The organism is Streptomyces sp. NPDC020884 (assembly GCF_044333935.1).
GTDB lineage: Bacteria > Actinomycetota > Actinomycetes > Streptomycetales > Streptomycetaceae > Streptomyces.
This window is the reverse complement of sequence record NZ_JBIRRY010000004.1, coordinates 159,924-185,372: the sequence shown is the minus strand read 5'-3', so window position 1 is coordinate 185,372 and position 25,449 is coordinate 159,924. Positions and strand designations below refer to the sequence as shown.

General features: G+C 73.9%; 17 protein-coding genes. 3 read left to right on the top strand and 14 right to left on the bottom strand.

Going from position 1 to position 25,449, the window contains the following annotated elements; genetic code table 11:
- Positions 1 to 11: 11 nt before the first annotated feature.
- From ACH4UK_RS15030 to ACH4UK_RS14965, 14 genes are all read right to left on the bottom strand, one after another.
- Positions 12 to 986, bottom strand: coding sequence for an ABC transporter substrate-binding protein (locus tag ACH4UK_RS15030; RefSeq protein WP_398356478.1), 975 nt, complete (start codon positions 984 to 986; stop codon positions 12 to 14).
- A gap of 1 nt (position 987) precedes the next feature.
- Complete coding sequence (locus tag ACH4UK_RS15025; protein ID WP_398356477.1) at positions 988 to 2,970, bottom strand: ABC transporter permease; 1,983 nt, start codon at positions 2,968 to 2,970, stop codon at positions 988 to 990.
- The gene (locus tag ACH4UK_RS15020) at positions 2,970 to 4,136 is read right to left on the bottom strand and encodes a glycine betaine/L-proline ABC transporter ATP-binding protein (RefSeq protein ID WP_398356476.1); all 1,167 of its coding nucleotides are present in this window, start codon (positions 4,134 to 4,136) and stop codon (positions 2,970 to 2,972) included. The genes ACH4UK_RS15025 and ACH4UK_RS15020 overlap by 1 nt, the downstream gene beginning before the upstream one ends.
- Positions 4,133 to 5,740, bottom strand: coding sequence for a GMC family oxidoreductase (locus ACH4UK_RS15015; protein WP_398356475.1), 1,608 nt, complete (start codon positions 5,738 to 5,740; stop codon positions 4,133 to 4,135). Before ACH4UK_RS15015 ends, ACH4UK_RS15020 begins: the two co-directional genes overlap by 4 nt.
- Positions 5,741 to 5,843: 103 nt before the next feature.
- The gene (locus ACH4UK_RS15010; protein WP_398356474.1) at positions 5,844 to 7,346 is read right to left on the bottom strand and encodes an aldehyde dehydrogenase family protein; all 1,503 of its coding nucleotides are present in this window, start codon (positions 7,344 to 7,346) and stop codon (positions 5,844 to 5,846) included.
- 199 nt (positions 7,347 to 7,545) lie between these two features.
- A complete protein-coding gene (locus ACH4UK_RS15005) occupies positions 7,546 to 9,342 on the bottom strand; it encodes an aKG-HExxH-type peptide beta-hydroxylase (RefSeq protein ID WP_398356473.1) in 1,797 nt (598 codons plus the stop codon).
- A gap of 67 nt (positions 9,343 to 9,409) precedes the next feature.
- A complete protein-coding gene (locus tag ACH4UK_RS15000; protein ID WP_398356472.1) occupies positions 9,410 to 9,598 on the bottom strand; it encodes a hypothetical protein in 189 nt (62 codons plus the stop codon).
- Between the two features lie 105 nt (positions 9,599 to 9,703).
- Entirely contained in the window at positions 9,704 to 10,870 is a 1,167-nt protein-coding gene (locus ACH4UK_RS14995; protein WP_398356471.1) for a caspase family protein, read from the bottom strand.
- Positions 10,867 to 12,030 carry an alpha/beta fold hydrolase gene (locus ACH4UK_RS14990; protein WP_398356470.1) on the bottom strand — a complete coding sequence of 388 codons (1,164 nt, stop codon included), beginning with the start codon at positions 12,028 to 12,030 and terminating at the stop codon, positions 10,867 to 10,869. The genes ACH4UK_RS14995 and ACH4UK_RS14990 overlap by 4 nt, the downstream gene beginning before the upstream one ends.
- Before the next feature lie 84 nt (positions 12,031 to 12,114).
- Positions 12,115 to 16,548: an FxSxx-COOH system tetratricopeptide repeat protein gene (gene fxsT, locus ACH4UK_RS14985; RefSeq protein WP_398356469.1), complete on the bottom strand. Its 4,434-nt coding sequence runs from the start codon at positions 16,546 to 16,548 to the stop codon at positions 12,115 to 12,117.
- Complete coding sequence (locus ACH4UK_RS14980) at positions 16,548 to 17,636, bottom strand: AAA family ATPase (protein WP_398356468.1); 1,089 nt, start codon at positions 17,634 to 17,636, stop codon at positions 16,548 to 16,550. Before ACH4UK_RS14980 ends, fxsT begins: the two co-directional genes overlap by 1 nt.
- Positions 17,633 to 19,168, bottom strand: coding sequence for a hypothetical protein (locus ACH4UK_RS14975; protein ID WP_398356467.1), 1,536 nt, complete (start codon positions 19,166 to 19,168; stop codon positions 17,633 to 17,635). Before ACH4UK_RS14975 ends, ACH4UK_RS14980 begins: the two co-directional genes overlap by 4 nt.
- 125 nt (positions 19,169 to 19,293) lie before the next feature.
- On the bottom strand, positions 19,294 to 20,547 hold the full coding sequence (locus ACH4UK_RS14970; protein ID WP_398356466.1) for a cytochrome P450: 1,254 nt from the start codon (positions 20,545 to 20,547) through the stop codon (positions 19,294 to 19,296).
- Positions 20,544 to 21,842, bottom strand: a complete 1,299-nt coding sequence (locus tag ACH4UK_RS14965) for a cytochrome P450 (RefSeq protein WP_398356465.1) — start codon at positions 21,840 to 21,842, stop codon at positions 20,544 to 20,546. The genes ACH4UK_RS14970 and ACH4UK_RS14965 overlap by 4 nt, the downstream gene beginning before the upstream one ends.
- 329 nt (positions 21,843 to 22,171) lie before the next feature.
- Between ACH4UK_RS14965 and ACH4UK_RS14960 the strand changes: the two genes are divergently transcribed.
- The 3 genes from ACH4UK_RS14960 to ACH4UK_RS14950 all read left to right on the top strand — a co-directional run bounded on the left by ACH4UK_RS14960 (position 22,172) and on the right by ACH4UK_RS14950 (position 25,433).
- Positions 22,172 to 22,894 (top strand): response regulator transcription factor, encoded by a 723-nt coding sequence (locus ACH4UK_RS14960; protein ID WP_398356464.1) that lies wholly within the window; start codon positions 22,172 to 22,174, stop codon positions 22,892 to 22,894.
- The gene (locus ACH4UK_RS14955) at positions 22,887 to 24,875 is read left to right on the top strand and encodes a sensor histidine kinase (protein WP_398356463.1); all 1,989 of its coding nucleotides are present in this window, start codon (positions 22,887 to 22,889) and stop codon (positions 24,873 to 24,875) included. Before ACH4UK_RS14960 ends, ACH4UK_RS14955 begins: the two co-directional genes overlap by 8 nt.
- Positions 24,876 to 25,010: 135 nt before the next feature.
- The gene (locus ACH4UK_RS14950; RefSeq protein WP_398356985.1) at positions 25,011 to 25,433 is read left to right on the top strand and encodes a hypothetical protein; all 423 of its coding nucleotides are present in this window, start codon (positions 25,011 to 25,013) and stop codon (positions 25,431 to 25,433) included.
- The last annotated feature ends 16 nt before the right edge of the window (positions 25,434 to 25,449 follow it).

Here is a 25,449-nt window from a genome sequence, read left to right as displayed (position 1 = left end):
GCGCCGGAGCGTCAGTTCTTCGGAAGCCACTTCTTCCAGACGTCCGGGTGGCGCTCGATCCAGCGGTCCGCCGCCTCCTGGGGCGTGAGCTTCTGCTGGGCGATCATCTCGGAGACCTCGTTCTGGTCCTTCTCCGACCACTGGAACTTCTTCAGGAACGCGGACGCCTCGCCGCCGCGCTGGGCGAAGTCGGCGTTGAGGAACTTCTGCAGCGGTGTCGTCGGGTACGCGCAGTCGATGTCCGCCGGGTCCTTGGCCGCGCACTCGTCGGTGTAGGCGGGGAGCTTCACCTCGACCATCGGCACCTCGTTGAACAGCCACTGCGGCTGGTACCAGTAGCTGAGGAAGGGCTTCTTCTCCTTGGCGAACTGCTGGATCTGGGTGATCTGGGCCGCCTCGGAACCGGCGAAGACCACCTTGTAGTCCAGGTCCAGGTTCTTCACCAGGGCCACGTCGTTGGTGACGTAGGACGGCGAGCCGTCCATGAGCTGGCCCTTGCCGCCGCTCTCGGCGGTCTTCAGCTCCTCGGCGTACTTGTCGAGGTTCTTCCAGTCGGTGACGTCGGGGTGCTGGTCCGCCCAGTACTTGGGGACGTACCAGCCGATGTGACCGGTGACGCCGAGGTCGCCGCCGCGGACGATGGTCTTCTTCTCGTCGACGTACAGCTTCTCCTGGTCGGGGTGGCCCCAGTCCTCCAGGATCGCGTCGACGCGGCCCTGGCTCAGCGCGTCCCAGGCGGGCACCTCGTCGGTCTGCACGAGGTCGACGCGGTAGCCGAGCTTCTCCTTGAGGAGCTGCTCGGCCACGGCGACGTTGGCCTGGGCGCCGACCCAGGACTGGACGGAGAGCGTGACCGTCTTGACCCCGGCGGGGGCGGCGAACGGGGAGGACTGCTTGGTCATGTCGGCGGCGCCGCAGCCCGCCGTGGCGAGGAGGGCGGCGGCCGACGACAGCGCCGTGAGCAGGCGCGTACGGGAGCGGTTCATCTCAGCTCTCCTGTCGCTGGCGGCGGGTGGTGGGCTGGGTGACCCGGTCGAGCATCAGGCCCAGGCAGACGATCGCGGCTCCGGCGACGAGGCCGGTGGCCAGGTCGCCCTGGGCGAGGCCGAGGACGACCTCGTAGCCGAGCGCGCCCGATCCGACGAGCCCGCCGATGATGACGACGGCGAGGACCAGGACCACGGCCTGGTTGACCGCGAGCAGCAGGGAGGGCCTGGCCAGCGGGATCTGGACCTGGCGCAGTTGCTGTCCCGGGGTCGCGCCGAGCGAGCGGGCGCACTCCATCGCCGCCGGGTCGACGCCCCGCAGGCCCTGGGTGGTGATGCGGATGACGGCGGGCAGCGCGTAGACGACCGCGGCAGCGGCGGCGGGCGCGCGGCCGACGCCGAAGAGCGCGACGACCGGGATCAGATAGACGAACTGCGGCAGGGTCTGGAAGACGTCCAGGACCGGTCGCAGCAGCCGTTCCAGGCGTTCGCTGCGGGCCGCGCCGACGGCGACGCCGAAGCCGATGACCAGGGTGACCGCGACGGCGGCGAGCACCTGACTGAGGGTGTCCATGGAGGGCTCCCACACGCCGAGGACGCCGATCCCGGCCATCGCGAGGACGGCGGTGGCGGCGGTGCGCCAGGTGCCGATGGTCCAGGCGAGGGCGGCGACGATCAGCAGCACCGACCACCAGGGCAGCCCGGTGAGGCCGCTGCGCAGCGGGTTGAGGATGCCGCTGGTGAAGTGGGAGGCGAGGTCGGCGGTGCCGCCGACGACGGGCACCCCGGTGTAGAGGTGGTCGACCATCCAGTCCTTGGCGGTGTTCACCGGTCCGGCGATCGCCACCGTGACGTCCTCGGGCCAGACCCGGCCGTCGGTGGCCCGTCCGACGACGGCGACGACGGCGGTGGCCGCGGCGGCCAGGGTCCAGCCGCGCCATCCGCGCAGCAGGGCCGGGCCGGTGGGCTCGGCGCCGATGCGGCGGCCGGCCGCCTCGGTCGTCCGGTCCAGCACGACGGCCAGCAGCACGATCGGGATGCCCGCGGCGAGGGCGGCGCCGACGTCCACGGAGGACAGCGCCTGGTAGACGCGGTCGCCGAGGCCGCCCGCGCCGATCACGGACGCGATGACGGCCATGGACAGCGCCATCATGATGGTCTGGTTGAGGCCCAGGAGCAGTTCCTTGCGGGCCAGCGGGAGCCGGGCGCTCAGCAGGCGCTGGCGTCCGGTCGCGCCGAGCGAGGCGACGGCCTCCATGACGCCGCTGTCCGCGCCGCGCAGGCCGAGCGCGGTGAGGCGGGCCATCGGCGGGGCCGCGTACACGACGGTGGCGAGGACCGCTCCGGGCACGCCGATGCCGAAGACCAGCACCACGGGCAGCAGATACGCGAACGCGGGCAGCACCTGCATGGTGTCGAGCACCGGGCGCAGCACACGGAACGTGCGGTCCGACAGCCCGGCCGCCAGGCCGAGAACCAGCCCGAGCAGTACGGACGCGAGGACCGCGACGACCATCAGCGCGAGCGTCTGCATGGTCGGCACCCACATGCCGAGCAGTCCGCAGACCAGGAACGAGACGGCCGCGGTGAGGGCCAGCCTGAGGCCCGCCACGCGCCAGGCGACGGCGGCGGCGAACACCGTGACGCCGGCCCAGCCGAGGGCCAGGAGCACCAGATAGACACCGCGTACGGAGAGCACGACGGCGTTGCTGATGTGGCCGAAGAAGTAGAGGAACAGCGGGTGGCTGTCGCGGTTGGAGATGATCCAGTCCGTCACGTCGCCGAGCGGCGCGGAGAGGTCGGCGGTGAGCGCGCCGGGCCAGCTGCCGCCGCCCCAGCGGCTGTGCACGACGGGGACGACGATCAGGGCGACGAGCGCGAGCAGCAGGAGTTTCGCGGCGGACGGGCGGTCGCGGAGTGCGGCCAGCGGCCCCCGGCGCGCGCCCGCGGTGGCGGGGGCCGGGGTGGCCTGTGCGGTGGCCATCAGAGGGTCACCTCGCGGGAGCCGTCCGGCGCGTCGGGGCCGGTCGCGTCCGGGTCACCGGACGCGACCGGGGTCGCACCGGCCGTTCCGGCGACGACGTCCAGCAGGCACGCGTGGTCGACGACGCCGACGAGCCGGCCGCCGTCCATCACCCGGGCGGCGGGGTCGCCGGAGCGGGAGACCGCCTCGATGGCCTCGTAGACGGTGGCGTCGGGGCGCACGGCCGGGCCGCGCTCGCTCTCCCCGGCGCGGGCGGGCCGCATGGCTCCGGCGACGGTGAGGACCTGCTCGCGCGGCACGTCGCGGACGAACTCGCGGACGTAGTCGTCGGCGGGCGAGCCCACGATCTCCTCGGGGGTGCCGAGCTGGACGATGCCGCCGTCGCGCATGAGCGCGATCCGGGTGCCCAGGCGCAGCGCCTCGCTGAGGTCGTGGGTGATGAAGACCATGGTGCGGCCCTCCTCGCGGTGCAGCCGGACCACTTCGTCCTGCATCTCGCGGCGGATCAGCGGGTCCAGCGCGCTGAACGGCTCGTCGAAGAGGAGGACGGACGGGTCGACGGCGAGCGCGCGGGCGAGCCCGACGCGCTGCTGCTGGCCGCCGGAGAGCTGGGAGGGACGGCGGTCCTCCAGACCCGCGAGGCCGACCTTCTCCACCAACTCGGCCGCCTTGACGCGGCGTTCGGCCTTGCTGAGGCCCTGGATCTCCAGGCCGTAGGCGACGTTGTCCAACACCGTGCGGTGCGGGAGCAGTCCGAAGTGCTGGAAGACCATCGCAGCGCGGTGGCGGCGCAGTTCGCGCAGCCGGGCGCGGTCCATCGCGAGGACGTCCTCGCCGTCGATGGCGAGGGTGCCGCTGGTCGGCTCGATGAGCCGGGTCAGACAGCGTACGAGGGTCGACTTGCCGGAGCCCGACAGGCCCATGACGACGAAGACCTCGCCCTTGCGGACGTCGAAGGAGACGTCGCGTACGGCGGCGGTGCAGCCGGTGGCCTCGCGCAGTTCGGCGGGCGGGAGCGCGGCGTGCTCGCCGCCGGGGATCCGGTCGGCCTTGGGGCCGAAGACCTTCCAGAGGTTGCGGACGGAGAACACGGCGTTCTCGTCGGGCGCGGTGGCTCCGGCGTCCTTGGCCGGCTCGGCGGCCTTGAGGGTCTCGGTTCCGGTCATCGGACATCGCCTCCGGTGCTGGTGCTGGTGACCGGCGCGGTGTGACGCGCCCGGTCGGCGAGGAGTTCGGCGCACTTCTCGCCGACCATGAGGACGCCGATCATGGGGTTGACGGCGGGCATGGTCGGGAAGACGGACGCGTCGGCGATCCGGATGCCTTCCAGGCCCCGGATGCGCAACTGCGGGTCCACGACCGCCTCGTGGTCGTCGGCGGCCCCCATCCGGCACGTGCCGGCCGGGTGGTAGACCGTGTGGGCGACCTTGCGGGCGTACTCGCTGATGTCCTCGTCGGAGGTGACCTCGGGACCGGGGCAGACCTCGCGCTTGAGCCAGTGGGCCAGCGGCTCGGTGCGCGCGATCTCGCGGGCGAGCTTGATGCCGTCGACCAGGGTGCGGCCGTCGTGGTCGTCCTCGTCGGTGAAGTAGCGGAAGTCCAGGGCCGGCTTGACCCGGGGGTCGGCGCTCGTCAGGTAGAGGCGGCCCCGGCTGCGCGGCTTGGGGATGTTCGGGGTCATCGACACGCCGTGCTCGGGCTTCTCGTAGCCGAGCCGCTCCGGGTTGTCGGTGAACGGGATCTGGTAGAAGTGGAACATCAGGTCCGGGCCCCGGGATCCGGGGTCGCGGCGGACGAAGAGTCCCGCGTCGGAGTCCATCGCGGAGTTCTCCGGGATGGGCCCGTCGGTCTCCCAGACGATGACGGACTCGGGGTGGTCGAGCAGGTTCTCGCCGACGCCCGGCAGATCGTGGCGCACCTCGATGCCCAGCGCCTCCAGGTCCGCGCGCGGACCGATCCCGGAGTGCATCAGCAGCCGGGGCGTGTCCACCGCGCCCGCGCAGACGATGACCTCGCGGGCGGCGCGCAGCAGGATCTCCTCGCCGTCCTTCGTACGGACGTGTACGCCGGTGGCGCGGGAGCCGTCGAACTCCAGCCGGTACGCCCAGGTCTCCAGCAGGATGCGGAGGTTCGGGCGGTCGCCTGCCTCGATGTGCGGGTGGAGGTAGGCCACCGACGCGGAGGAGCGCTTGTTGTTCTCGGGGTGGTAGGCGAGGTCGAAGAAGCCGACCCCCTCGTGGAACGGCTTGCTGTTGAAGCTGTCCACGCGCGGGACTCCGGCCGCCTGCTGGGCGGCGTCGACGAAGTCGCGGGCGATGGCGTTGCGGTCCTTCTCGTCGACCGGGACGATGTTGTTGCGCAGCTTGGCGAAGTACGGGTCCATCGCGGCCGCGCCCCAGCCCTCGGCGCCGGCCTCGGCCCACTCGTCCCAGTCGCCGGGCAGCGGCTTGAAGCTGATCAGCGTGTTGTGCGAGGAACAGCCGCCGAGCACGCGGGCGCGGCTGTGCCGGATGTGGGAGTTGCCGCGCGGCTGTTCGGTGGTGGGGTAGTCGTAGTCGAGGTCACCGCCGAGGAGGCCGAGCCAGCGGCGCAGGGTGAGCACGTCGTCGCGGTCGATGTCGGTGGGGCCGCCCTCGACGACCGTGACGGTGACGTCCGGGTCCTCGGTGAGCCGGGAGGCGATGACCGATCCGGCGGTGCCGCCGCCGACGATCACGTAGTCGGCCACGGGGCCGTCGGGGACTGCGGTGCTGCGGGGGGTGGGAGGCATCGGTCACTGCTCCTTCTGCAAGGTTCGTGCGTGTGCGTGGTGCTGCGAACAGCCGGTCGGGACCGGGCGGATCCCGGAAGAGGGGGCCCGGTCCCCGCAGGCGTCAGCCGGCGAACCAGCGCTGGGGGCGCGGGTTCAGGTTCTGGTAGATGTGCTTGGACTCGCGGTACTCGGCGAGCCCGGTCGGGCCGAGCTCGCGTCCCGTGCCGGACTTCCCGAAGCCGCCCCACTCCGCCTGCGGCAGGTAGGGGTGGTAGTCGTTGATCCAGACGGTGCCGTGGCGCAGCCGTCCGGCGACCCGGCGGGCCCGGCCCGCGTCCGTCGTCCAGACCGCGCCCGCGAGGCCGTAGTCGGTGTCGTTGGCCAGCGTGATGGCCTCTTCCTCGGTACGGAAGGTCTCGACGGTGAGAATCGGGCCGAAGGTCTCCTCGCGGACCACCTTCATCCCGCGGTGGCAGCCGTCCAGGACGGTCGGCCGGTAGAAGTAGCCGCCCTCGGGCCGCACGTCGCTGGGGGCCGGGCGTTCGCCGCCGGCCCGGACGATCGCGCCCTCCGCGCGGGCGGAGGCGACGTACGCCTCGACCTTGGCGAGCTGCTGGGCGGAGACGAGGGGGCCGCACTCCACGCCGTCGAAGGTGCCCCGGCCGAGGCGGATGGCGTCGGCGCGGCGGGCCAGCTCGGTGACGAAGCGCTCGCTGACGGAGTCCTGGACGATCAGGCGGGCCCCGGCGGAGCAGACCTGGCCACTGTGGAAGAACGCGGCGTTCAGCGCCTGGTCGACGGCCGTGTCGAAGCCCTCCTCGGTGGCGCAGGCGTCGGCGAAGACCACGTTGGGGTTCTTGCCGCCGAGCTCCAGGGCCACCTTCTTCACGGTCGGCGCGGCGGCCTGGGCCACCTTCGTACCGCTGGCGAGGCCGCCGGTGAAGGAGACCAGGTCGACATCCGGGTGCTCGGAGAGCCGGGCGCCCACCGGGTCGCCCGCGCCGGTGACCAGGTTGGCCGCGCCGTCGGGAAGACCGGCCTCGGAGAGCAGCCGGATCAGGTGGACGGTGGAGAGCGGGGTGACCTCGCTGGGCTTGAGCACGAAGGTGTTGCCGGCGGCGAGGGCCGGGGCGATCTTCCAGCTGGCCTGGAGCAGGGGGTAGTTCCAGGGGGCGATCAGGGCGCAGACGCCGACGGGCTCGTGCACGACGATGCTGTGGATCTCGGGGTCGCCCGCGTCGACGACCCGGCCGCCGCTCTCGTTCATCACGAGGTCGGCGAAGTAGCGGAAGGCGCCTGTGACGTCGTCGACGTCGACCCGGCCCTCTTCGAGGGTCTTGCCGGTGTCGCGGCTCTCGGTGATCGCGATCTCCTCGCGGTCCCGCTGGAGCAGCTCGGCGACCCGGCGCAGCAGCCCGGCCCGCTCGGCGACGGGCTTGTGCGGCCAGGGGCCGTCGTCGAAGGCGCGCCGCGCCGCCGCGATCGCCGCATCGGTGTCCTCGACGCCGCCCTCAGCGACGACGGCCAGGACGGTGGCGTCGGCGGGGTCGAGGACCTCGCGCGTCGCGCCGGATCCGGCGGCCCGCCAGGTGCCGTCGATGTGGATGGAGCTGAGCGCCGACATGTCGATTTTCGCCTTCCGTGCCTGAAATGCCCCCTCCGGTTCGGCCGGGGCGTGCTGCGCGGTGGACCGGGATACGGCGCACCAGCGGCCTGGACCCCTCCCCAGTCCGGCAAAATGTATGCCGAGAATTTCACTCAGCGTGATGCGCCTCACGCGCGACGGGGCTCGGCGAGGGCTCCGTACGGCACATCGGGCCAGCTCAGGCGGGTGACGCCGGCCCGGCCAGCCGGCGGGCGGCCCGCTCCCACCCGTCCGGTCCGACCCCCGCGACGGCGGCGGCGAACCTCTCCGGGCGGGCGAGGAGCCGCCGGTGGCCGGGGTGGAGCGCGGTGTGCGCCAGCAGCCAGCCCGCCAGCAGATGCGGGTCCCCCGGTGTGCCGGACCAGCGCTCGCGGTACGCCTCCCGCGCCGACGCGGCCTCGCCCCGGACCAGCAGCACATCGGCGTGGCACGGCTCGGCCCGCGGACGGACGCCGTCCGGCGCGGCGTCCGGGCGGAGGTAGAGCGCACCCCGCACGTCCCGCCAGTGGGTGCGCTCGGCGGCCGGGACGAGGCGGGGCTGCCGTACGGGCGGCGGCGGGGCCCCGGAGCGCAGCGCCGCCGCCAGAGCGGCGCGCTCCTCGTCTCCGCACCGCAGATTGCGCAGCCGCCACTCGACCCGGTGGCCGGCCGCCGCCGCCCGCGCCCGCGCCACGGCCCGCCCGTCCACCGGTTCGCGCAGCCAGCCGTCGACGGTGCAGGTGAGCCCGGCGACCAGCCGGCGGCCGGGTCCGGTGAGCGCGGCCCGGGTCGCCAGGGTCCGCAGGACCATCCGGGTCTGGATGCGGCGGAGCGCGAACCGGAAGGGCGCCAGGTCCAGCGGGTCGGCCGCCCGGTCGCCGATCCGGTCCCGCCAGAACCCGGCGACGCCGACGAAGGCGTACGCCCCGTGGAGCAGCCCCGGCAGATGGCGCGGGTCCGAGCGCCACGGGGCGTAGTGCGCCTCCTCACGGTCCTCGTCGAGCATCGCGAAGAGGTGGAGCAGCGCACCGAGCTTGCTGTGCTGGAACTCGTGGACCATCGCCTCGGCGAGCGCCGCGCCGTCCGGGGGCCCGGCCACCACCATGGAGCCGAAGGCGTCCGCAGTGGAGGCGCTGAGCCCCTCGACCGGGCCGTTCGGCAACGGTCCGGGCCAGGGGACGATGCGTCTGATCTCCTCGGGGCGCAGACTGCCCGGCCCCGCGCCCCCGGCGTTCGGGCCGGAGCCGAGCAGCGTGACCGCTTCGGTGAAATGCCTTTGCCAGGCGGTGAGTTCGCCGGGGCTGAGCCGGCGTGGCGGAATCGGCCGGTCGAGGTCGCGGTAGGGGTCGGTGTCGTCGAGGGGCACCGCGGGGCCGCCCGGCCGGACCGGGAGGCGGTGCATCGGGCACCACAGGGCGCTGGGCGGCGCTTCGAGCGGCCTCAGAGCGAACGCCCGCGCGCCGACGGCCCGCCCGGCAGCGGTCAGCGTCAGCTCCCCGTCCCGGACGAGCGCGCGCACCGGCCGGAATCCCGGGGCCGGAGCGCCGGGCAGCCGGACCAGACCCAGCGTCGGCAGGGCCACCGCCCCCTCCCCCGCGGGCACGACCAGATCGGCGGACGTCCCGGCCCGCAGGGCGGCCACCACGGCGACGGCGGCCAGGTGCCCGGTCTCCACCCACAGCGGAGAGCCGACGGCGGTGCCGTGCAGCCGGCGCAGCGCATGGGCCAGCCAGCTGCCGACCTGCGGGCTGAGCAGCAACTCCTCCACAGAGCCCGGCCGGTGGGCCTCGGCGCTCTCGACGGTGCGCCAGATCGCGTCCAGGTCGGCGGGGCCGAGCAGCGCGGGCCGCTCCTCCAGCCGTCCCAGCAGCTCACCGAGGAGCACCAGGCGTCGGGCCCGCTCCGCGTCCACGAGAAAGGCCACGGCCTTTGCCGAACCGCCACCGGAGGCGAGTTCGTCGAACCAACGGCCGGGCATCCGCATAGGTCTGTTCACCCGCGCTCCTCTGTCCTGGTCCCGACGTGCCCGGCGGAATCCTCCGGCCGGGGCGGCCCGCAGGGCTTCAGTCGGCGCGGGCGGTGGGGGGTTCGCCGGACAGCGTGCTGGTACGCGCTCTTCGGATCTCCGCCAGCAGACGCGGTCCGGGCGCGGGAGCGAGGGCGCGCACGGCGGCCACGCTCACCTCGGTCAGATCCGCGAGGTCGGACTCCAGGTAGTCGGCCGGATTCCCGCCCGGTGCCGTCTGCTGCAAGGCCTGTTCCCCCTTTTTCGGTCCGGCGGCACACGATGCCACCCGTCCCTACCCATCATGACGAATGGGTTGCCTGCCGGAAACCCGTGCGATCACGCCGGTCGATCACGCCCCCGGCCGGTCGCCGACCAGGAACTCCCCCAGCGCATCGCGGAGTTCGGCCGATCTGCCGGGGTCGTCGTCGAGCAGCGTGACGGCCCGGAAGAGGTCCCATACCCCGTCGGGGCGCCTGCGCACCGTCCGCAGGATGCCCAGGATGTCGGTCCGGGGCACCGCGTGCCGTGGCATCCGGGCCACCAGGACAGGGTCCAACTCCGAAACCAGCGCCTGGCGTTCGTCCCGGTCGCCCATCAACGGGTAGGCGAGGAGCGCCTCGACGACCCGGACCAGCCCGCCGCCGCTCCGGTCGGGTCCGGAGCCGGCTCCCGCGACGGGCCCGGGTGGCGCGACGGGCCCGGGTGGCGCGACGGGCCCGGGTGGCGCGGGCGAGGCGGGCAGGTGCTCGGCGTGTCCGGGGCGGTACAGGTGGAGCGCGGGCAGCTGGGTGCGGATCCGCTCGGCGCGCAGCCGCTCGAAGCGGTCGCGGACAGCGGCGATGAGCGCCTCCGGGTCGGGTGCCGGATCCCCGGGCAGCGCGGACAGCTCGCGCAGCAGGATGTCCGAGAAGACGCCCAGACCGCGTACGGGGTCGTTGGCCGCGCGCTGCCCCCGGTCGGCCGCCAGCAGCACGTTCTGCTGGTGGACCCGCAGTCGCTGCCCGGCCGGGAGCGTCCCGTCCGGGATCGTGACGGCCGGGTTGTGGCGCTCCTCGAAGGTCTGGCAGGCGTCCACGACCCAGTTCTGCACGGCGAACCCGGGCAGGACATCGCTGCTGAAGCGGCGGCGGGCGGACTCCAGGTCGATGTTGCGGCGGTCTTCCTCGGTGGCGTCGGCGCAGTAGAGCCGCAGGTGTTCCTCCCGGTCCAGGACGCCGTGCCCGCCCCACCAGACCCAGAGCAGGTCGCCCTGCCGGGCGGGCAGTTCGTGGACCAGGACCCGCCGCAGGGTCTCGTGGTCGGCGGGCCGCCCCCCGGTGGCCCCGACCGGGCCGTCCGCCGGGGCGAGGTGCAGCAGGATGTTGGCGTCCGGCACACCGGTGGAGCGCAGCCAGTCCCGGAAGCGCAGGGCGTCACGGACCGGGCCTGGCAGCGTCCAGCGGGGCCCGGCGGCGTAGCGCTCGACGCCGACGACGAGCGCCACCACGCGGGCCGGGTCGACGGTGCGTGCGCTCACGGCAGCCGCTCCCCGATGGCGCGGTAGACGGCCGGGTCCGTCCAGTAGGCGCTGTGGGCGGCGGGGAACGGCTGCCGGTTGTCGGTCGCGAGGTCCTCGGCCCGGCCGGGGAACAGAGGCGCGGCCGCGTAGCCGAGCAGGTCGCGGCGGTCATAAATGTTCAGCCAGGCGGGGACGTGGGCGGGCAGCGGCTGCGGGTGCTCCAGGTGGGGCAACGCCCCTGTCTCGTACAGGAACGGCCCCTGCGAGCCCACCGTGACCAGCAGGCGGACGCCGGGGAGCGGGCCCTCGATCAGCGTGTCCAGGGCGATGATCCCGCCGAGGCTGTGCCCGAGCAGGACGACGGGCGGCTCCGCGGCGGCGACCAGCTCGCGCAGTGCGGCACGCAGGGGTCCGCCGCGCACGAGGAACTTGAGCACATCGCCCGCCGCCGGGTGGGCGGCCCCGGTGAGGGCGCGACGGCGGCGTACCGCGTAACGGGTGCCGAGCCGCAGCACGGGCCGGGCGACGAAGCGGCCCACCGGCCCACGGCCGGTGCCGGGCGCCGCGCCGCCGAGCTCCCCGGCGATCCGCTCCACCGCGGCGTCGCGGGTGGCGCCGTCGCAGATCACGGGCGCGTCCTCGGCGAGGGCCGCGCCGATCACGGCGGCGGCCAGCGCACGGGCCAGGAGCGTCGCCAGGGCTTCGGGATCCAGGGCGTCGGCGGCCGGGGCGAGCAGCGGACTCCGGGCCAGGGCGGCGGCCTTCGCGCCGAGGCCGGGACCCAGCTCCGGACCGGCCCGCTCGCCCCGGACGGCCAGCGCGGACAGCCGCTCCCGGAACTCCTCGTCGGGGAAGGCGGCGCCCGGGGGTATCTCTCCCGAGGGGCCGCGCGCGGCGGCGAGGGCCAGCTCGGCCTCCGGGTCGCGGTAGAGGCGCTCCCAGCCGGCGGTCTCCTCGTCGTCCTCGCTCCCGACGTCCCGTCCGGTGGCCCGGGACGCGTCGTGCGGGATGCTGGCCCCGTCGGCGGCGAGCCGCGCCCCGTACCGCTCGCCCCAGTCCAGGGGCACGACCCGCACGCCGGGCGCCACCTCGGCGAGCGAGGCGCTGACCCGCGCGTGCAGGGCTTCGGCGTGCGGCGGCCGCACTCCGGTGCCGTGGATGAAGATGACCGTGGTCATGTGTCGCCCCCGTCGGTGGTCCCGGCCGTCCCGGGCCGGCTGTCCGGTGTGTCCGGCCGGCTCAGGCGGCCGTGATCCGCTCCCTCACAACGGCATCACCGCCACGTCGCATTCGATGCGCTGGTGCAGCCGTGCGGAGGTCCGCCACGGATGCTGCTCGCCCAGGACCCGGGTCAGTCCTTCCACCGCCTGGGCGTTGAGCCGGTCCGCCTCGGCCGAGCGGCCCAGTCCGCGCTGGTCCAGCGAGAGGTTGGCGACGCAGGCGAGGGTGAAGGGATGGTCGGCGCCCGACACCTCGGTGAGCAGCGGCAGGGTGGCGCTGTCGACCTCCAGCGCACCGGCGAAGTCCAGCCGGGCGTAATGGTCGTTGGCCCGGCCCAGCGCCGCCGCAAGGGCGTAGACGTGCCGTTCGCCCAGGTCCGCGCGGAGCCGTTGCCCGGCGATCGTGTCCAGGCGCTCGGCCTCCTCCACATCGCCCATGGCCCGCAGCGTGGCGGCCACGTTGACCATGGCGCACATCGTGTACGGGTGGTGCTCGCCGAGGATGTCGCGGTAGCGGCCGAGGATCTGCCGGCCGAGCCGCCGGGAGTCTTCCAGCCTGCCCGCGATCCGCCGGTCGACGACGGCCGCCAGAGCGGCCCCCAGCGTCTCCGGGTACTCCGCCCCGTACCGGGTGGTGAACTGCTCGAGGACCGCCTCGGACAGCTCCGCGGCACCTTCCAGATGGCCCGCGCGGCGGCGGCAGATCGCGAGGTTCAGCGCGGCTCGGATCGTCGCGGCGTTGGTCGCGCCGAAGTGGGTCAGATGCGTCTGGTACGTCGACTCCTGGAGGGACCTGGCCTCCAGGAAGTCGCCCGCCTCGCGGACGTCCGTCGCCAGCGACCTCAGCGTGTTGAGCGTAAGTCCGCTGGTGGGCCCGTACAGCAACTGGCGCTGCCTGACGGTCTCCTCGTCGATCTCCTGGGCTCGCCGGAACTCTCCGCTCACCCGGAGCGAGATGCCGTAGCTGTGCGCCGCGCTCAGCGTCGTGGGGTCCTCCGGGCCGTAGAGGTCGCTCGACCGCTCGAAGGCCTCGGCGTCCAGGTCGCGGGCGGCGTAGAAGTCGCCCCGGTAGCGCAGCGAACCGGCCATCTGGAGCATGGAGTCGATGAGCTCCTCCTCCGGGATCGGCGCGCTGCGCGAGGTCTCCAGGGCCTGCTCGCTCAGCGCCGCGGCCTCCGCGATCCGGCCGAGGTGCTGGAGGTAGAAGCCGAGCATCTTGGTGATCCGGATGACGTGCAGGTCCTCCTCGCCCGACTGCTCGTGCCAGGCCTCCCACGCCTGCCGGGTCAGGTCCGCGCCCGTCTCGTGGGCGCCCCAGTAGTAGAGGAAGGTGACCATGTCGAAGACCAGGTCACGCACCCAGGCGTCGGAACTGCCGACCGCCTCGGAGGCGATCACATGGGGCAGCAGTCCGAGGTAGGCGGGCCACTGCTCCGGTGAGGCGGGTCCGCCGGGCTTGGCGGTGGTCAGCAGCAGGTGCGCGGCGTTGCGCATCTGCTCCCGCTCCTCCGGCTCCATCCGGGCGACGATGACGTTCTGCATCAGCCGGTGCATCTGGAGCGTGCCGGCCTTGTGGTCGAGGCGGACCAGCGAGAGCTTGCTCAGGTCCCGGGTGGCACGGGCGAGCAGCAGCGGGTCGCGCAGCACCCGGTCCAGCTCCGGGGTGATCTGGACGTTGCGGCCGCCGCGGAGCATGCTCAGCGGGATGGGTTCGGGGGCCATGCAGGCGCAGATCTGGAGGAGTTGGCGGGCGGCCGGGTTCTCGGCGGACAGCCGGCCGAGGGAGATGTCCCAGACCGCGGCGACCGGCAGGGGGTAGTCGGGCGACGGGGCCAGTTCGAGGATCTCGGGGCGGCGTTCGTCCAGCAGCTGGAGGTACTCGTCGACCGGCATGCCGGTGGCCGCGTGCCAGGCGCCGGCCTGTTCGATGGCCAGCGGCAGATCGCCGAGCGCCTCGGCCAGCCGGTCGGCGTCGTACGTGCTCAGTCCGCGGGCCCGGCGCTTGAGCAGGGCGATGCTCTCCTCACGGTCGAAGACGTCGACGCTGAGCGGCGTCGCGACCCGCTCCCACTCGCGGTTGCGCGAGGTGACGATGATCTTTCCCGGGCCGCCGTTGGGGAAGTAGGAGCGGACCGCCTCGATGTTCTCGGCGTTGTCGAAGACCAGCAGCCAGTTGCCGAAGGGCTTTCCGGTGCGCAGGGCCTCGCGGACGGCGGGCACGGCGGTGTTCGCCTGCGGTCCGACCTCCAGACCGAGGCTGCTCGCCAGCTCGGCGAGGGCGGCCAGGATCAAGCTCTCCTTCTCGGCGGGGATCCACCAGATGACGTTGTAGTCGCCGCTGTGCCGGTAGACGTACTCCACGGCGATCTGCGATTTGCCCACGCCGCCGAGGCCGTGCAGGGCGTGCGGGAGGACCGCCGTCGTCTCGTCCTCGGCCAGTTGCCGCCGCACGGCCTCGAGAAGCGCCTCACGGCCCGTGAAGTTGGGATTCTTGGGCGGCACGTTGCCCATGATCTTCGGCTGACCCGAACGGACGAAGCGTACTTCCGGCGCTTTGACTTCCATGTCCTCGTGAGCCCTCCGGGCGGTGTTGTCAGCCGGTGCCGAGATGTCAGCTGCTGGGGGTGTCGTGGGCGACACGGGTCCTCCTGGTGAAACGACGCCATTCGAGGGCAGCTTTGCCCAATTCCGCGCGCCTCCCATCGGTTTTGCCCCGATCTCACCCGGCCGGGCCGAGGGGCCGTCCGACGGGCGCACCAGACGGGCGGCCACCCGGGCGGCCCGGCCCGCGTAGGGGCCTGCCAGCGCCCGGAGGACGGCCAGTTCGATCCGGAGCCAGGGCCGGGCCCCGGGCTCCGGGCCGGGCAGGGCGGTGCGCACCGGGTCGTGGAGGGCGGCGCGCAGGCGTGCGCCGTGGCCCTCGCCGGTGCGCAGCTCCGCCAGCAGGCTGACGGTGCGCGCGAGTTGGGTTCTGGTGCTGGTGGCGAGCAGGGCCTCACGCACGTCGTCGGCGAAGTCCGGCCCGCCCTCGTCGTCGGTGTCCCAGTCGATCAGCCCGCCCATCATGACCTCGGCGAGGTGCTCGGGGCCGGCGTCCGGCAGGGCCAGGTCGCGCAGCTCCTCGATGACGGCGAAGTCCATCGGGGCCAGGGCCAGCAGCACCGCGAGCTGCCGGGCCAACGGGCTGGCGAGCGAACGGAACCTGCGTACGGCGGCGGCCGCCGCGCGGGGACCGCCGATGACCGGGGTGCGCAGTCCGGGGGCCGAGGCGCCCTTGGCCATCGCGCCGGCCAGGACCACCGGCAGCGTGCGTCGCACCCCGCGCTCGCCGGTCACCAGGTCGGCCCAGGCACGGAAGGACCCGGCGCGCACGCTGAGCACCGGCACGGGCACGGTCTCGTCGTCCGGTTCGGGCAGCGGCCGGACGGGGTCGCGCAGGCCGTGCGGCGGGCGGCAGTGGAAGCGCCGGTTCAGCGCGCCGAACCCCCCGGCGTCCAGTTGGGCGCGGAAGGGGAACAGCGAGGAGCGGTGGCGCAGATAGGGCGGCAGGAGGTGGACGAGCGCGGTGGGCCCGCCCGCGGCGAGCCGCTCCAGTAACCGGTCGGCCCCGATGCCGGCCCAGCCGTGGGCGAGTCCGTCCGTGACGACGAGGAAGAGCCGCGAGCCCCGGCCGTCGAGCAGTTCGGCGGGGTCGCCGTCGCGCCCGCCGGGCCAGCGCAGGAAGGGGTCCTGGTCGGCGGCGGGCAGGGTCACACCGACCGTGCGGACATCGCGGAAGGCCCCGCTGCGGGCGGCTTCGTCGGCGATCCGGCGGACGGTGCCGTGCCACGGCGGCATGGTGGGGGCGCGGTCGACCAGGAGCACCAGGTCGAACGCCCGCTCCCGGTCGGGGAGGAAGTAGGGGACCCACAGCCCGTCGGTGAGCCCGTGCTCGGCGGTGCTCTCCTCGTCCAGCGTGCTCCGGCTCCCGGTGGGCACCCTGCGGCCCAGCCCGCGCAGGGACCTGGCCAGCCGCAGCGGGGCCGTCCGCACGGCCCGGGGGCCGGGGCCGGGCAGCCGGTCGGGGCCGGTGCGCGTGCGCTCCCGGACGGTCCGGATCTCCCGTTCGTACGCCGGTGGTCCCGGCAGCCCGGAGACCCCGGGCACCGCGTCGGGCCCGGGGCGGGACGGCGCGTCGGGGACCGGGTCGAGCAGGGGGTCGGGCGTCCCGGCGGGCCGGGGGCCGTCGGGCGACGCGTGGGCGGGGCGGGGCGCGCCGGAGGGCCGTTCGGCGTCCGGTCGGTGATCCGGGGCGGTGGTGCGGTGGGCGTCGAGCCGGGCGGCGGCGAGCCAGGCGGCGTCGGCGAGCTCCATCCAATCGGCCCCGCCCGGGTCGTGCGGGCTGCCGTCCTCGGGTCGGTCGCCGGTGTCGCGATCGGGGGAGTCGGCCGGCACGGACGCGGGGCCCGGAGCACGCTCCCTGGGCAAGCCGTTCATCAGCGGCCCTTCGAGAGGTCTCGGAGGAGCATCTCGATGAGCTTACGCCCGTCGGCATCGGGTTGAAAACCGCCCGCGGTCGTCAGCTGGACGGCGTTGAGCAACTGGTCGATCGACTGTGTGCCGCCGCCGCGCAGGCGGTTCTCGAACTCGTCCACCAGCGCCTCGACGCCCTCCGGGCGTCGCCGCAGGTGGCTGACGACGATGCCGATCAGCTGCTCGCGGCCCGGCGGCAGCATCTCCAGCGGCAGACAGCGTCGGCGGAACGCGGCGGGGAACTCCCGTTCGCCGTTGCTCGTGATGACGACGACGGGGAACTGCGCGCATTCCACCCGGCCGCCCTCGACGCCCGCCGTGCCGCGCGGGTCGTCGGTGAACACGGTCGCCGACTCCTCGTTGCTGCGGACGAGTTCGGGGATCTCGTAGCTGCCGTTCTCCAGGACGTGCAGGAGGTCGTTGGGCAGGTCGATGTCGCTCTTGTCGAGCTCGTCGACGAGCAGCACCCGGGGGCGCTCGTACGCCAGCAGGGCGGTGCCGAGCGGGCCGAGGGTGACGAAGTCCCCCAGCGCGGGGGGCTTTTCGCCGCCCGCTGCCTGGCCCTCCTGACCGGTCCCGGTGCTGCCGGGGCCGGGGTCGGCGGTCTCGGCGGCCCGCCAGGCCGCGATGGCCTGGGCGCGGCCGATCGCGTCGTAGGCGTACAGGCCGTCCTTGAGCGTGGAGCGGCTGACGACGCTCCAGGGCAGGACCCGGCCGAGCCCCAGCTCACGGGCGATCAGATAGGCCAGGGTGGACTTGCCGACGCCCGGCGGACCGGTGATGAGCAGCGGGCGGCGCAGCAGCAGGGCCGCGTTGACCGCGTCGATCTCCTCACGGCGCAGCTGCGGCCCGTCCTGGATCCGGCCGAGGCGACGGTCCGCCGCGCGGTCGTCCTCGGGCGGGGGCGGCTGGAGGGGCCCGCCGGGGAACGTGCGCCAGGGCGGCGGCGCGGGCAGCTCCGGCGGCCGGCCGTCGGGCGCCTGCCCGGTGGCGTGGAAGACCCACCACGAGGGCGGCGACGGCGGCGGTGCGGCAGGGGTCTGTCCGGTCATGCCGACAACAACTCCTCACGATCGACCAGTCGGTGAGGATCGTCCCAGAGGAAGGCGATATGCCGGCCCACCCAGAGCGGGCCGTTCTCCTCGATCTCCGCCCCGATCCTCAACCTGTTCACCGTTTCCGGCAGTTGCGCGTACGGATGCCCCAGCAGCAGGGTGAGCAGCTCGCTGGAGTGCGAGGTGCCCTCGGCCCTGCGGTCCCAGGCGGCGAGACCGATGCCCTCGACGACGGCGGCCTGCAGCGCCTCCAGGCCGTGCCCCTGGACGGCGGGGGCGTCGAGGATGACCGCGGTCAGCGATTCGTCGCCGGCGAGATGGGCGCGCCAGCGTTCGAACCCGTCCCGGTCGGCGGCCTTCCAGCGGTGGGCGGCCGGGGCGGGCGCGGTCCGCAGCCGATCCCAGCGGGCCTGCCAGCGGCGCAGCTGCCCGGCGTCGCCGCGCATCCGGTCCAGGCTGCGCAGGTGCACGCGGTAGCGCATGCCGATCGGCCAGGGCCTCAGGGCTCTGCTACCCAGTTCCAGGCGGGCCATGTCGTGGTTGAGCAGCTCGAAGGGCAGCAGGAACTCGACGTGCACCGGGCCCTGTTCGCCGCCTGCCGGACCGGCGGCCCACAGCGCCTCGCCCTGCTCGACGGCGCGTTCGACCGCCCCGGCCAGGGTGTCCAGCGTGACGGTCTCCACGGGGCTCGGCTCCGGCCGCCAGTAGCCGGGCGCCTTGTTGATCCAGTGCCGGACGAAGACGTCCGGCGAACCGTCGTGGGCCGGGTCGACCATCACGACCAGGCACCGGGGCACGGCCGGGTCGGGGGCGACGGGCCGGTCGAGGCGCTGCCGGCAGGCGGCGAGCGCCGCCGCCGCGCCGGGCGCCGCCGCCGCGCCGGGCGCCGCCGCACGGGCGTCATCGACCGGCGCGGCCGGGTCCCCCGCCGCCCAGCTGTCCGACCACCGGCGCAGCGGTGCGCCCCGCTCGGCCGACAGGGCCGCGGCCGCCTCGACCAGCACGACCGCGGCGGGGAGGCCGTCGGCGCGTGCGGTCATGTCCTGGGCGTGGTCGAAGAGTTCGGCCGGGGTCCCGCCGTCCGGCAGCTCCCCGGGCAGCTCCTCGCCGAGCAGGGCGCGCAGGCGTCCGGCGTCGACGTCCCTCGCCTCGCCGAGCAGTCGGCGCGCCTGGCGGGCGACGTCCTCGGCGAAGAGGGGCGCGGGCCGGAACGCCGGCCGGTCGCCGTCGGTCCGGATGCCCGCCTCGGCGGCGATCCGCTCGGCGTCGTCCTTGCCGGAGACGGCGCGGACCGCGTAGAGGATCGCCTCGGGGCCGCCGGGCCGGTGGATGACCTTGCGGACCAGATGCATCATGTCGATGCGGGGGGTGCTGTCCGGGTAGGTGAGTTCGACGTCGAGTCGGTACGCCACCGCGTCCACGAACTCGAACCGCTGCCCCCGGTCCTTGACGCAGTCGAGCAGGGTCAGCGCATCGACCAGGATCTGCACCAGGTCCGGTCCCGGGTACCCGTGCGGGACAGCATTCATCGCCGACCATCCCCCGCCGAGTCGGTCCAACTCACATGGCTGACGGCGAAGTTACCACGATCGAATCTTCGGCAACCAGGATCTATTCCGTCCTCCCGGGCCCCGCCCGTCCGGCCCGCGGGCCGTCAGCCGAGGCGGACCGGGAAGGCGGCCATGTCGTTCTGCGTCATCACCGGGAGCTTGGTGATCTCCGCGTCCGGGACGGCGAGGCCGAGTCCGGGGAACCGCCCGAACAGGGCGGGCAGCGCGATGCCCGCCTCGACGCGCGACAGGGCCGCGCCGGGGCAGATGTGCGGGCCATGACCGAAGGTCATGTGGCGGCTGCGCGTGGAGCGGGTGATGTCGAAGGCGTCGGCGTCGGGGCCGTGCTGCTCGATGTCGCGTCCGACGGCCCGGTAGGAGATGACGACTCCCTCGCCCTTCCGGATCGTCTCGTCGCCCACGGTCATGTCCTCGGTGGCGAACCGCATCAGCAGGTGGGTGGTGGGGGTGTCCCAGCGCAGCGTCTCCTCGATCACCGCGTCCCAGCCCACCTCCCCGGCCAGCACCATGCGCAACTGGTCGGGGTGGGAGAGGAGGGCGCGCACCGCGTTGAGGACGAGGCCGATGGTGGTCTCGTGCCCGGCGGCGACCATCGCCTTGAGGTTGCCCACCACCTCCTCCTCGGTGAGCGGCTCGCCGCCCTCCTCGGCCAGGATCAGCGCACTGGTGAGGTCGTCCGTCGGCCGGGCGGTCTTCTCCCGTACGAGGTCGGTGTAGAAGACGTCCAGCTCGGCGAGCAGGGCCAGGCGTTCGTCCTGCGGGGTGAGCATCGAGAAGAACGCCTTGTACTGCCTGGTCAGCATGGCGTGCTGGGACTCGTCGACGCCCATGAGCAGGCCGACCACCCGCATCGGCAGCGGCTGGGCGAACACCGCCTTCAGGTCGACGACCCCGTCCTCGCCCCGGCCGGCGTCCAGGGCGTCCAGCAGTTCCTCGGTGAACTTCTCGATGTCCGGCCGGATCGCTTCGAGCCGCCGCGGGGTGAGCGCCTGCGAGGTCTTGGTGCGCAGCCGCCGGTGCTCGGCCCCGTCGACGGTGAACATGGAGCGTCCGGCGTCGATCATGCCGATCAGCGGCCACGCGTGCGTGACCGCCCCGCTCTGCCAGAGCCCCCAGGCGTTGATGTCCTTCACCAGCCGCGGGTCGACGAGGAGCCGACGGGCCTCGGCGTGCCGGGTGACGGTCCAGGCCGGCACGCCGAGCAGGTCGATCCGGGCGAGCACACCGGCGTCGCGCAGCCGCGCGGTCTCCCCGTCCAGGTCCTGGACCAGGGGATCGATGGTGATGACCCCGGCACTGCGATCGGCTTGGGCGGCTTCGGCGTGCGGGCAGTTCACAACGCGTCTCCTGTCGTGCGGACGGGGGTGAAACGGACGGGCAGCGCGGTCATCCCGCGCAGGAAGGCGGACGGCCGGCGGACCAGTTCGCTCGCGGGGACGGCCAGTTCGAGGTCGGGCAGCCGGTCCAGCAGCACCTCGATGCCGGTGCGGGCGATGATCTCGGCGATCTCCTGGGCGGGGAAGGGGCAGCGGTACTCGCCGTGGCTGAACGCCAGGTGCGCACTGTTTCCGCCCTGCCCGGAGCGGGCGACGGCGGTGACCTGCTGCTGGATGTGCGGGTCGGCGTTCGCGGCGCCGAGGCCGAGGAGCAGCATGTCGCCGCGGGTGATGTTCTGTCCGCCGAGCCGGGCGTCGCGCGCGGCCCAGCGCCCGGCCAGGATCTGGGTGGGGGCGTCCTCCCAGAGCACCTCGTTCATGGCCTCGGCGACACTGTGCCGACCGCCGGACAGGGCGTCGGCGAACTGGTCCTCGGTGAGCATCAGCCGGGTGGAGTTGCCGATCCAGTCGGCGGTGGGCAGGTGCCCGGCCGCCGTGATGGCCATCAGGTCGAGCGCGTACTCCTCGTCGGTGAACGCTTCGGGGTGGGCGAGCATCCGGGAGGTCACGTCGTCCCCGGGCCGTGCCCGTTTGGCCGCCACCAGCCGGTGCATGTGCTCGCCGAAGCGCAGGTGGGCCTTCTGGGCCCCGGGCCCGCCGTCGGCGAGGTCCTTGAGCACCCGGGCGATGTCGGCGCCCTCGTCGTCGGGGAAGCCGACGAGCCGGGCGAGCACGAGGACGGGCAGGGGCTCGGCGAACTCGGCGACCAGGTCGGCGGTTCCCCGGCTGCACACGGCGTCGATGAGCCGGTCGGCCAACTGCTCGCAGTGCTGCCGGATCTCGAAGGGGTCGGCCGCTTCGAGGGCCGGGACGACCATCTCGGCGTGGCGCCGGTGCTCGGCCCCGGCGGTGAAGTAGATGGACGGCATGGGGGTGCCCACCATGGGCAGCAGCGGCCAGTCGGCCGGGATGTTCTCCCATTGGTTCCACAGGGAGACGTCCCGGGGGTACAGCTCCCCGTCGCTGGTGACCTGGTGGAGTTCCCGGTAGCCGATCACGAGCCAGGCGGGAAAGCCGCCGGGCAGCTCGACCGGGACGACGGGCCCGTGTTCGCGCCGCATGGACCGGTAGAGCGCCTGGGGTTCGGTGTGGAAACCGGGCCCGCTGAGCGCGACGGCACCCGGACCGGCGCCCATGGGACAGCCTCCGCCGGCGCCGGCCGGGGACGCGGGCGTGGCGGACGAGGGGTTCGTCATCGTACGGACTCCAGTGGCGGCGGCTTCGCGCGTTGTGACCATACGATCAACGCGGCACCACTATAAGGAGGTTGCGTGAACCACTGGGGTCGTTCGCGCTCATTTCCGCCCGGCTTCTGGCCGATTCGCCCCCGCCTTCCGCCATTTCTCTTATGACATCTGCTCACTATTGATCATAAAGTCGACACCGGAACGGGTCACCGCCGAGCGCCCGTTCTCTTTCGGGACCACGTCCGGAGCACGTCCGGAGCACGTCCGAATCACGTCCGGATGCCGCGTCGCCCGACACCCGAGTCGTCCCACCGCTCCGTCGCTCTACGATCGGGGGCGTGTGCGCAGACGTCATAGTTGCCGAGGACGACGAGAAGCAGGCCGAGCTCGTACGCCGCTATCTGGAACGGGAAGGACACGCCGTACGGATCGTGGGCGACGGCCTCGCCGCGCTCGACGCCGTCCGGCACCAGGAGCCCGACCTGCTCGTTCTCGATGTGATGATGCCCCGGGCCGACGGTCTGGACGTGGTGCGGGTGCTGCGGGCCGAGGACCGCGGGCTCCCGGTGCTGATGCTGACCGCCCGCTCGACCGAGGACGACCTGCTGCTCGGCCTCGACCTCGGCGCCGACGACTACATGACCAAGCCCTACAGTCCGCGGGAGCTGATGGCCCGGGTCCGCACCCTGCTGCGGCGGACCCGGCGGCCCGCTCCCCCGGAGCCGGTGACCGAGGACCCCGTCCTGCGCGTCGGCACCCTCGTGGTCGACCCGGAGCGGCACGAGGTGTCGGTGGGCGGCGAGACCGTGGAGTGCACCCCGGGTGAGTTCCGGATCCTGGCGGCGCTGGCGGCGGGACCGGACCGGGTGTTCAGCCGGCAGCGGCTGCTGGAGGAACTCCACGGGTTCGACCGCTACATCAGCGACCGGACCGTCGATGTGCACGTCATGAACCTGCGGAAGAAGATCGAGCGGGCCCCGCGGCGGCCGGAGCGGCTGCTCACCGTCTTCGGAGTCGGCTACAAGCTCACCGACCCGGCGAAGGCGGCCCGGCGTGCGTAGGGCGCGCGGCGGGGACGGCGGCCTGCGCGGCGGGCCGGGCCGGGCGCGGCTGCCGTTGCGCCGGAGCCTGCTGGGGCGGCTGCTGGCCGTGTCGGCGCTGGTGGCCGCGTGTTCGGTGGCGGCCACCGCCTGGATCGCCGTACAGACCACCTCGGGGGCGATCAAGCAGGAGCAGGGGCAGAACCTCACCGCCGACGCCCGGATCTACGACACGCTGCTGGACTACGCCGCCCGCAACCCGACCTGGGACGGGGTCGATGCGACGGTGCGGGAGCTGGCCCGGGAGTCGGGCCGCCGGGTCGCCCTGACCACGCAGAGCCGGCAGCCGCTCGCCGACTCCGCCACCGCGACGACCGCACCCGCGCTCCCGCCGCAGGCGTCCGCCGTGGTCGACCCGTTGTCCGTGGACACCGTCCTGGCGGCGCGCGGCGCCGACGGGCAGGGCACGGCGGCCGACCGGATCGATCCCCGGGCGGTCGGGCCGTTCCGGCTGTCGGCGGCCGACAGCACGGCCTTGCGGCGGACCGCCGACGACAAGGTGGAGTGCCTGAACCGGGCCGGGATCGCCTCGGACGTGGTGGTCGGCGCGAGCGGCCGCCCCCGGGTGCAGGTCGTGGGCAACGACCCCGAACGCGCGCTGAGCACCCGCTGCGATCTCGCCGCACTGGACACCCCCACCCGTTCGGAACAGAAGGCGCTCGACGCGCTCACCGAGCTGGCCGACGCCTGTCTGAAGCGCCAGGGCCGCGAGGGCGTGCGGCTGAACAACGACCTGTCCTGGGGCGATCCGGATTCCGTCTCCGTGCCCGTGCCCGTGCCCGGCGACGCCGGGCCCCTGGCGCCGCGCCCGGAGCCGACGCCGCGCGACGCCCGCCCGCAGGAGGCCGCCCCGTCCGTCGCCCCGACGGAGCGCACCGGGGAGGGCGACCGGGCCATCGCGTCCTGCGTGGGGACGGCCCGCAGCGAACAGCTCAGCTCCTATGTAGCCTCCCCCACCCTGCTGTTCATCGGTGACGAGGGCGGCGCGACCCTCCCGGGCTTCGACCTCTCCGCCGCGAACACGGCCAAGATCGCCGGCGCCGCGGCGCTCGTGCTGGCCCTCACCGTGGGCGCGTCGGTGTTCGCGGGGGCCCGGCTGGTGCGCCCGCTGCACGCGCTGACCGGGGCCGCCCAGCGGATGCGGGACGGGGAGCAGCCCGCATCCGTGCCCGTCTCGACGGACGACGAGATCGGGCGGCTGGCCACGGCGTTCAACGACATGTCCGCGCACCGGGCGCGGCTGGAGGAGCAGCGCAAGGCCATGGTGAGCGATGTCGCCCATGAGCTGCGCACCCCGTTGAGCAACATCCGGGGCTGGCTGGAGGCCGCCCAGGACGGACTGGCCGACCCCGACCCGGCGTTCGTCTCCTCGCTGCTGGAGGAGGCCGTGCAGCTCCAGCACATCATCGACGACCTCCAGGACCTGGCCGCGGCCGACGCCGGGGTGCTGCGCCTGCATCCGGCGTCCGTCGAGGCCCGTGACCTGCTGAGCCAGGTCGCCGCAGCGCACCAGGCACGGGCGGAGAGCGCGGGCGTCACGCTCGCCGTCGCGGCCACCGCCCCGGGCCCGGCCCTGCGCGCGGACCCGGTCAGACTCCGGCAGGCGGTGGGCAACCTGGTGTCCAACGCGGTGCGGCACACCCCGGAGGGCGGGCGGGTGACCCTGCGCGCATCCGCCTGCGAACAGGGCGAGGGGTCGGTGGTGATCGAGGTGACGGACACCGGGTCAGGCATTCCGGCCGAGGACCTCCCCCATGTCTTCGATCGCTTCTGGCGCGCCGAGAAGTCCCGCAGCCGCCGTACGGGAGGCAGCGGCCTCGGCCTGGCCATCGTCCGCAAACTGGTCGAGGCCCACGGCGGCACGGTGGACGCGACGAGCACCGAGGGCGAGGGGTCGACGTTCGTCCTGCGGCTGCCCGGACCGACGCCGTCGGGCCCCTGATGGGATGACCACAGCGTTCTGACAGCTTCTTCATATCTCCACGCCAGCCTGACGTCATGCCCCGTCCCCGGTGCGAACAGGCATCCGGGACCGTCACGGGGCCGAGTCCGGAATGGAGCCATCCGTATGACCGCTTTGACCTCTCGCCCCACCCTGCGTGCCGTCGTCCTCGCCGCTGTCGCGGCGGGTGCGGTGCTGGTCCCGTCCGCCGCCGCCTTCGCCGACACCTCCCCGAAGCCGTCTGCGCCCGTCGAGGCCGTGCCGTCCCCGGAGCGGAGCGAGGCCGCCGCGGAGACCCCGCGGGAAGCCGCGCCGTCGGTGGCCCCGCGCGGCGGTGTGGCGGCGGGCGACCGCCCGGCGCCCGCGCCGACGGAGGCCGGCCCGCAGCAGGCCGCCCCGGCCGTCACGCCGCGCGGCGGCGTCGCCGCCGGCGAGCGCCCCGTCAGCGGCGACAACAGCACCGCGGTGCTGGCCGGTTCGGTGGCCGGGGCCGCGCTGCTCGCGGGCGCGGGCACGATCGTGCTGCGCCGCCGCTCGGCGGACGGCCGCAACGGCTGACCCGCACCGCTCACCA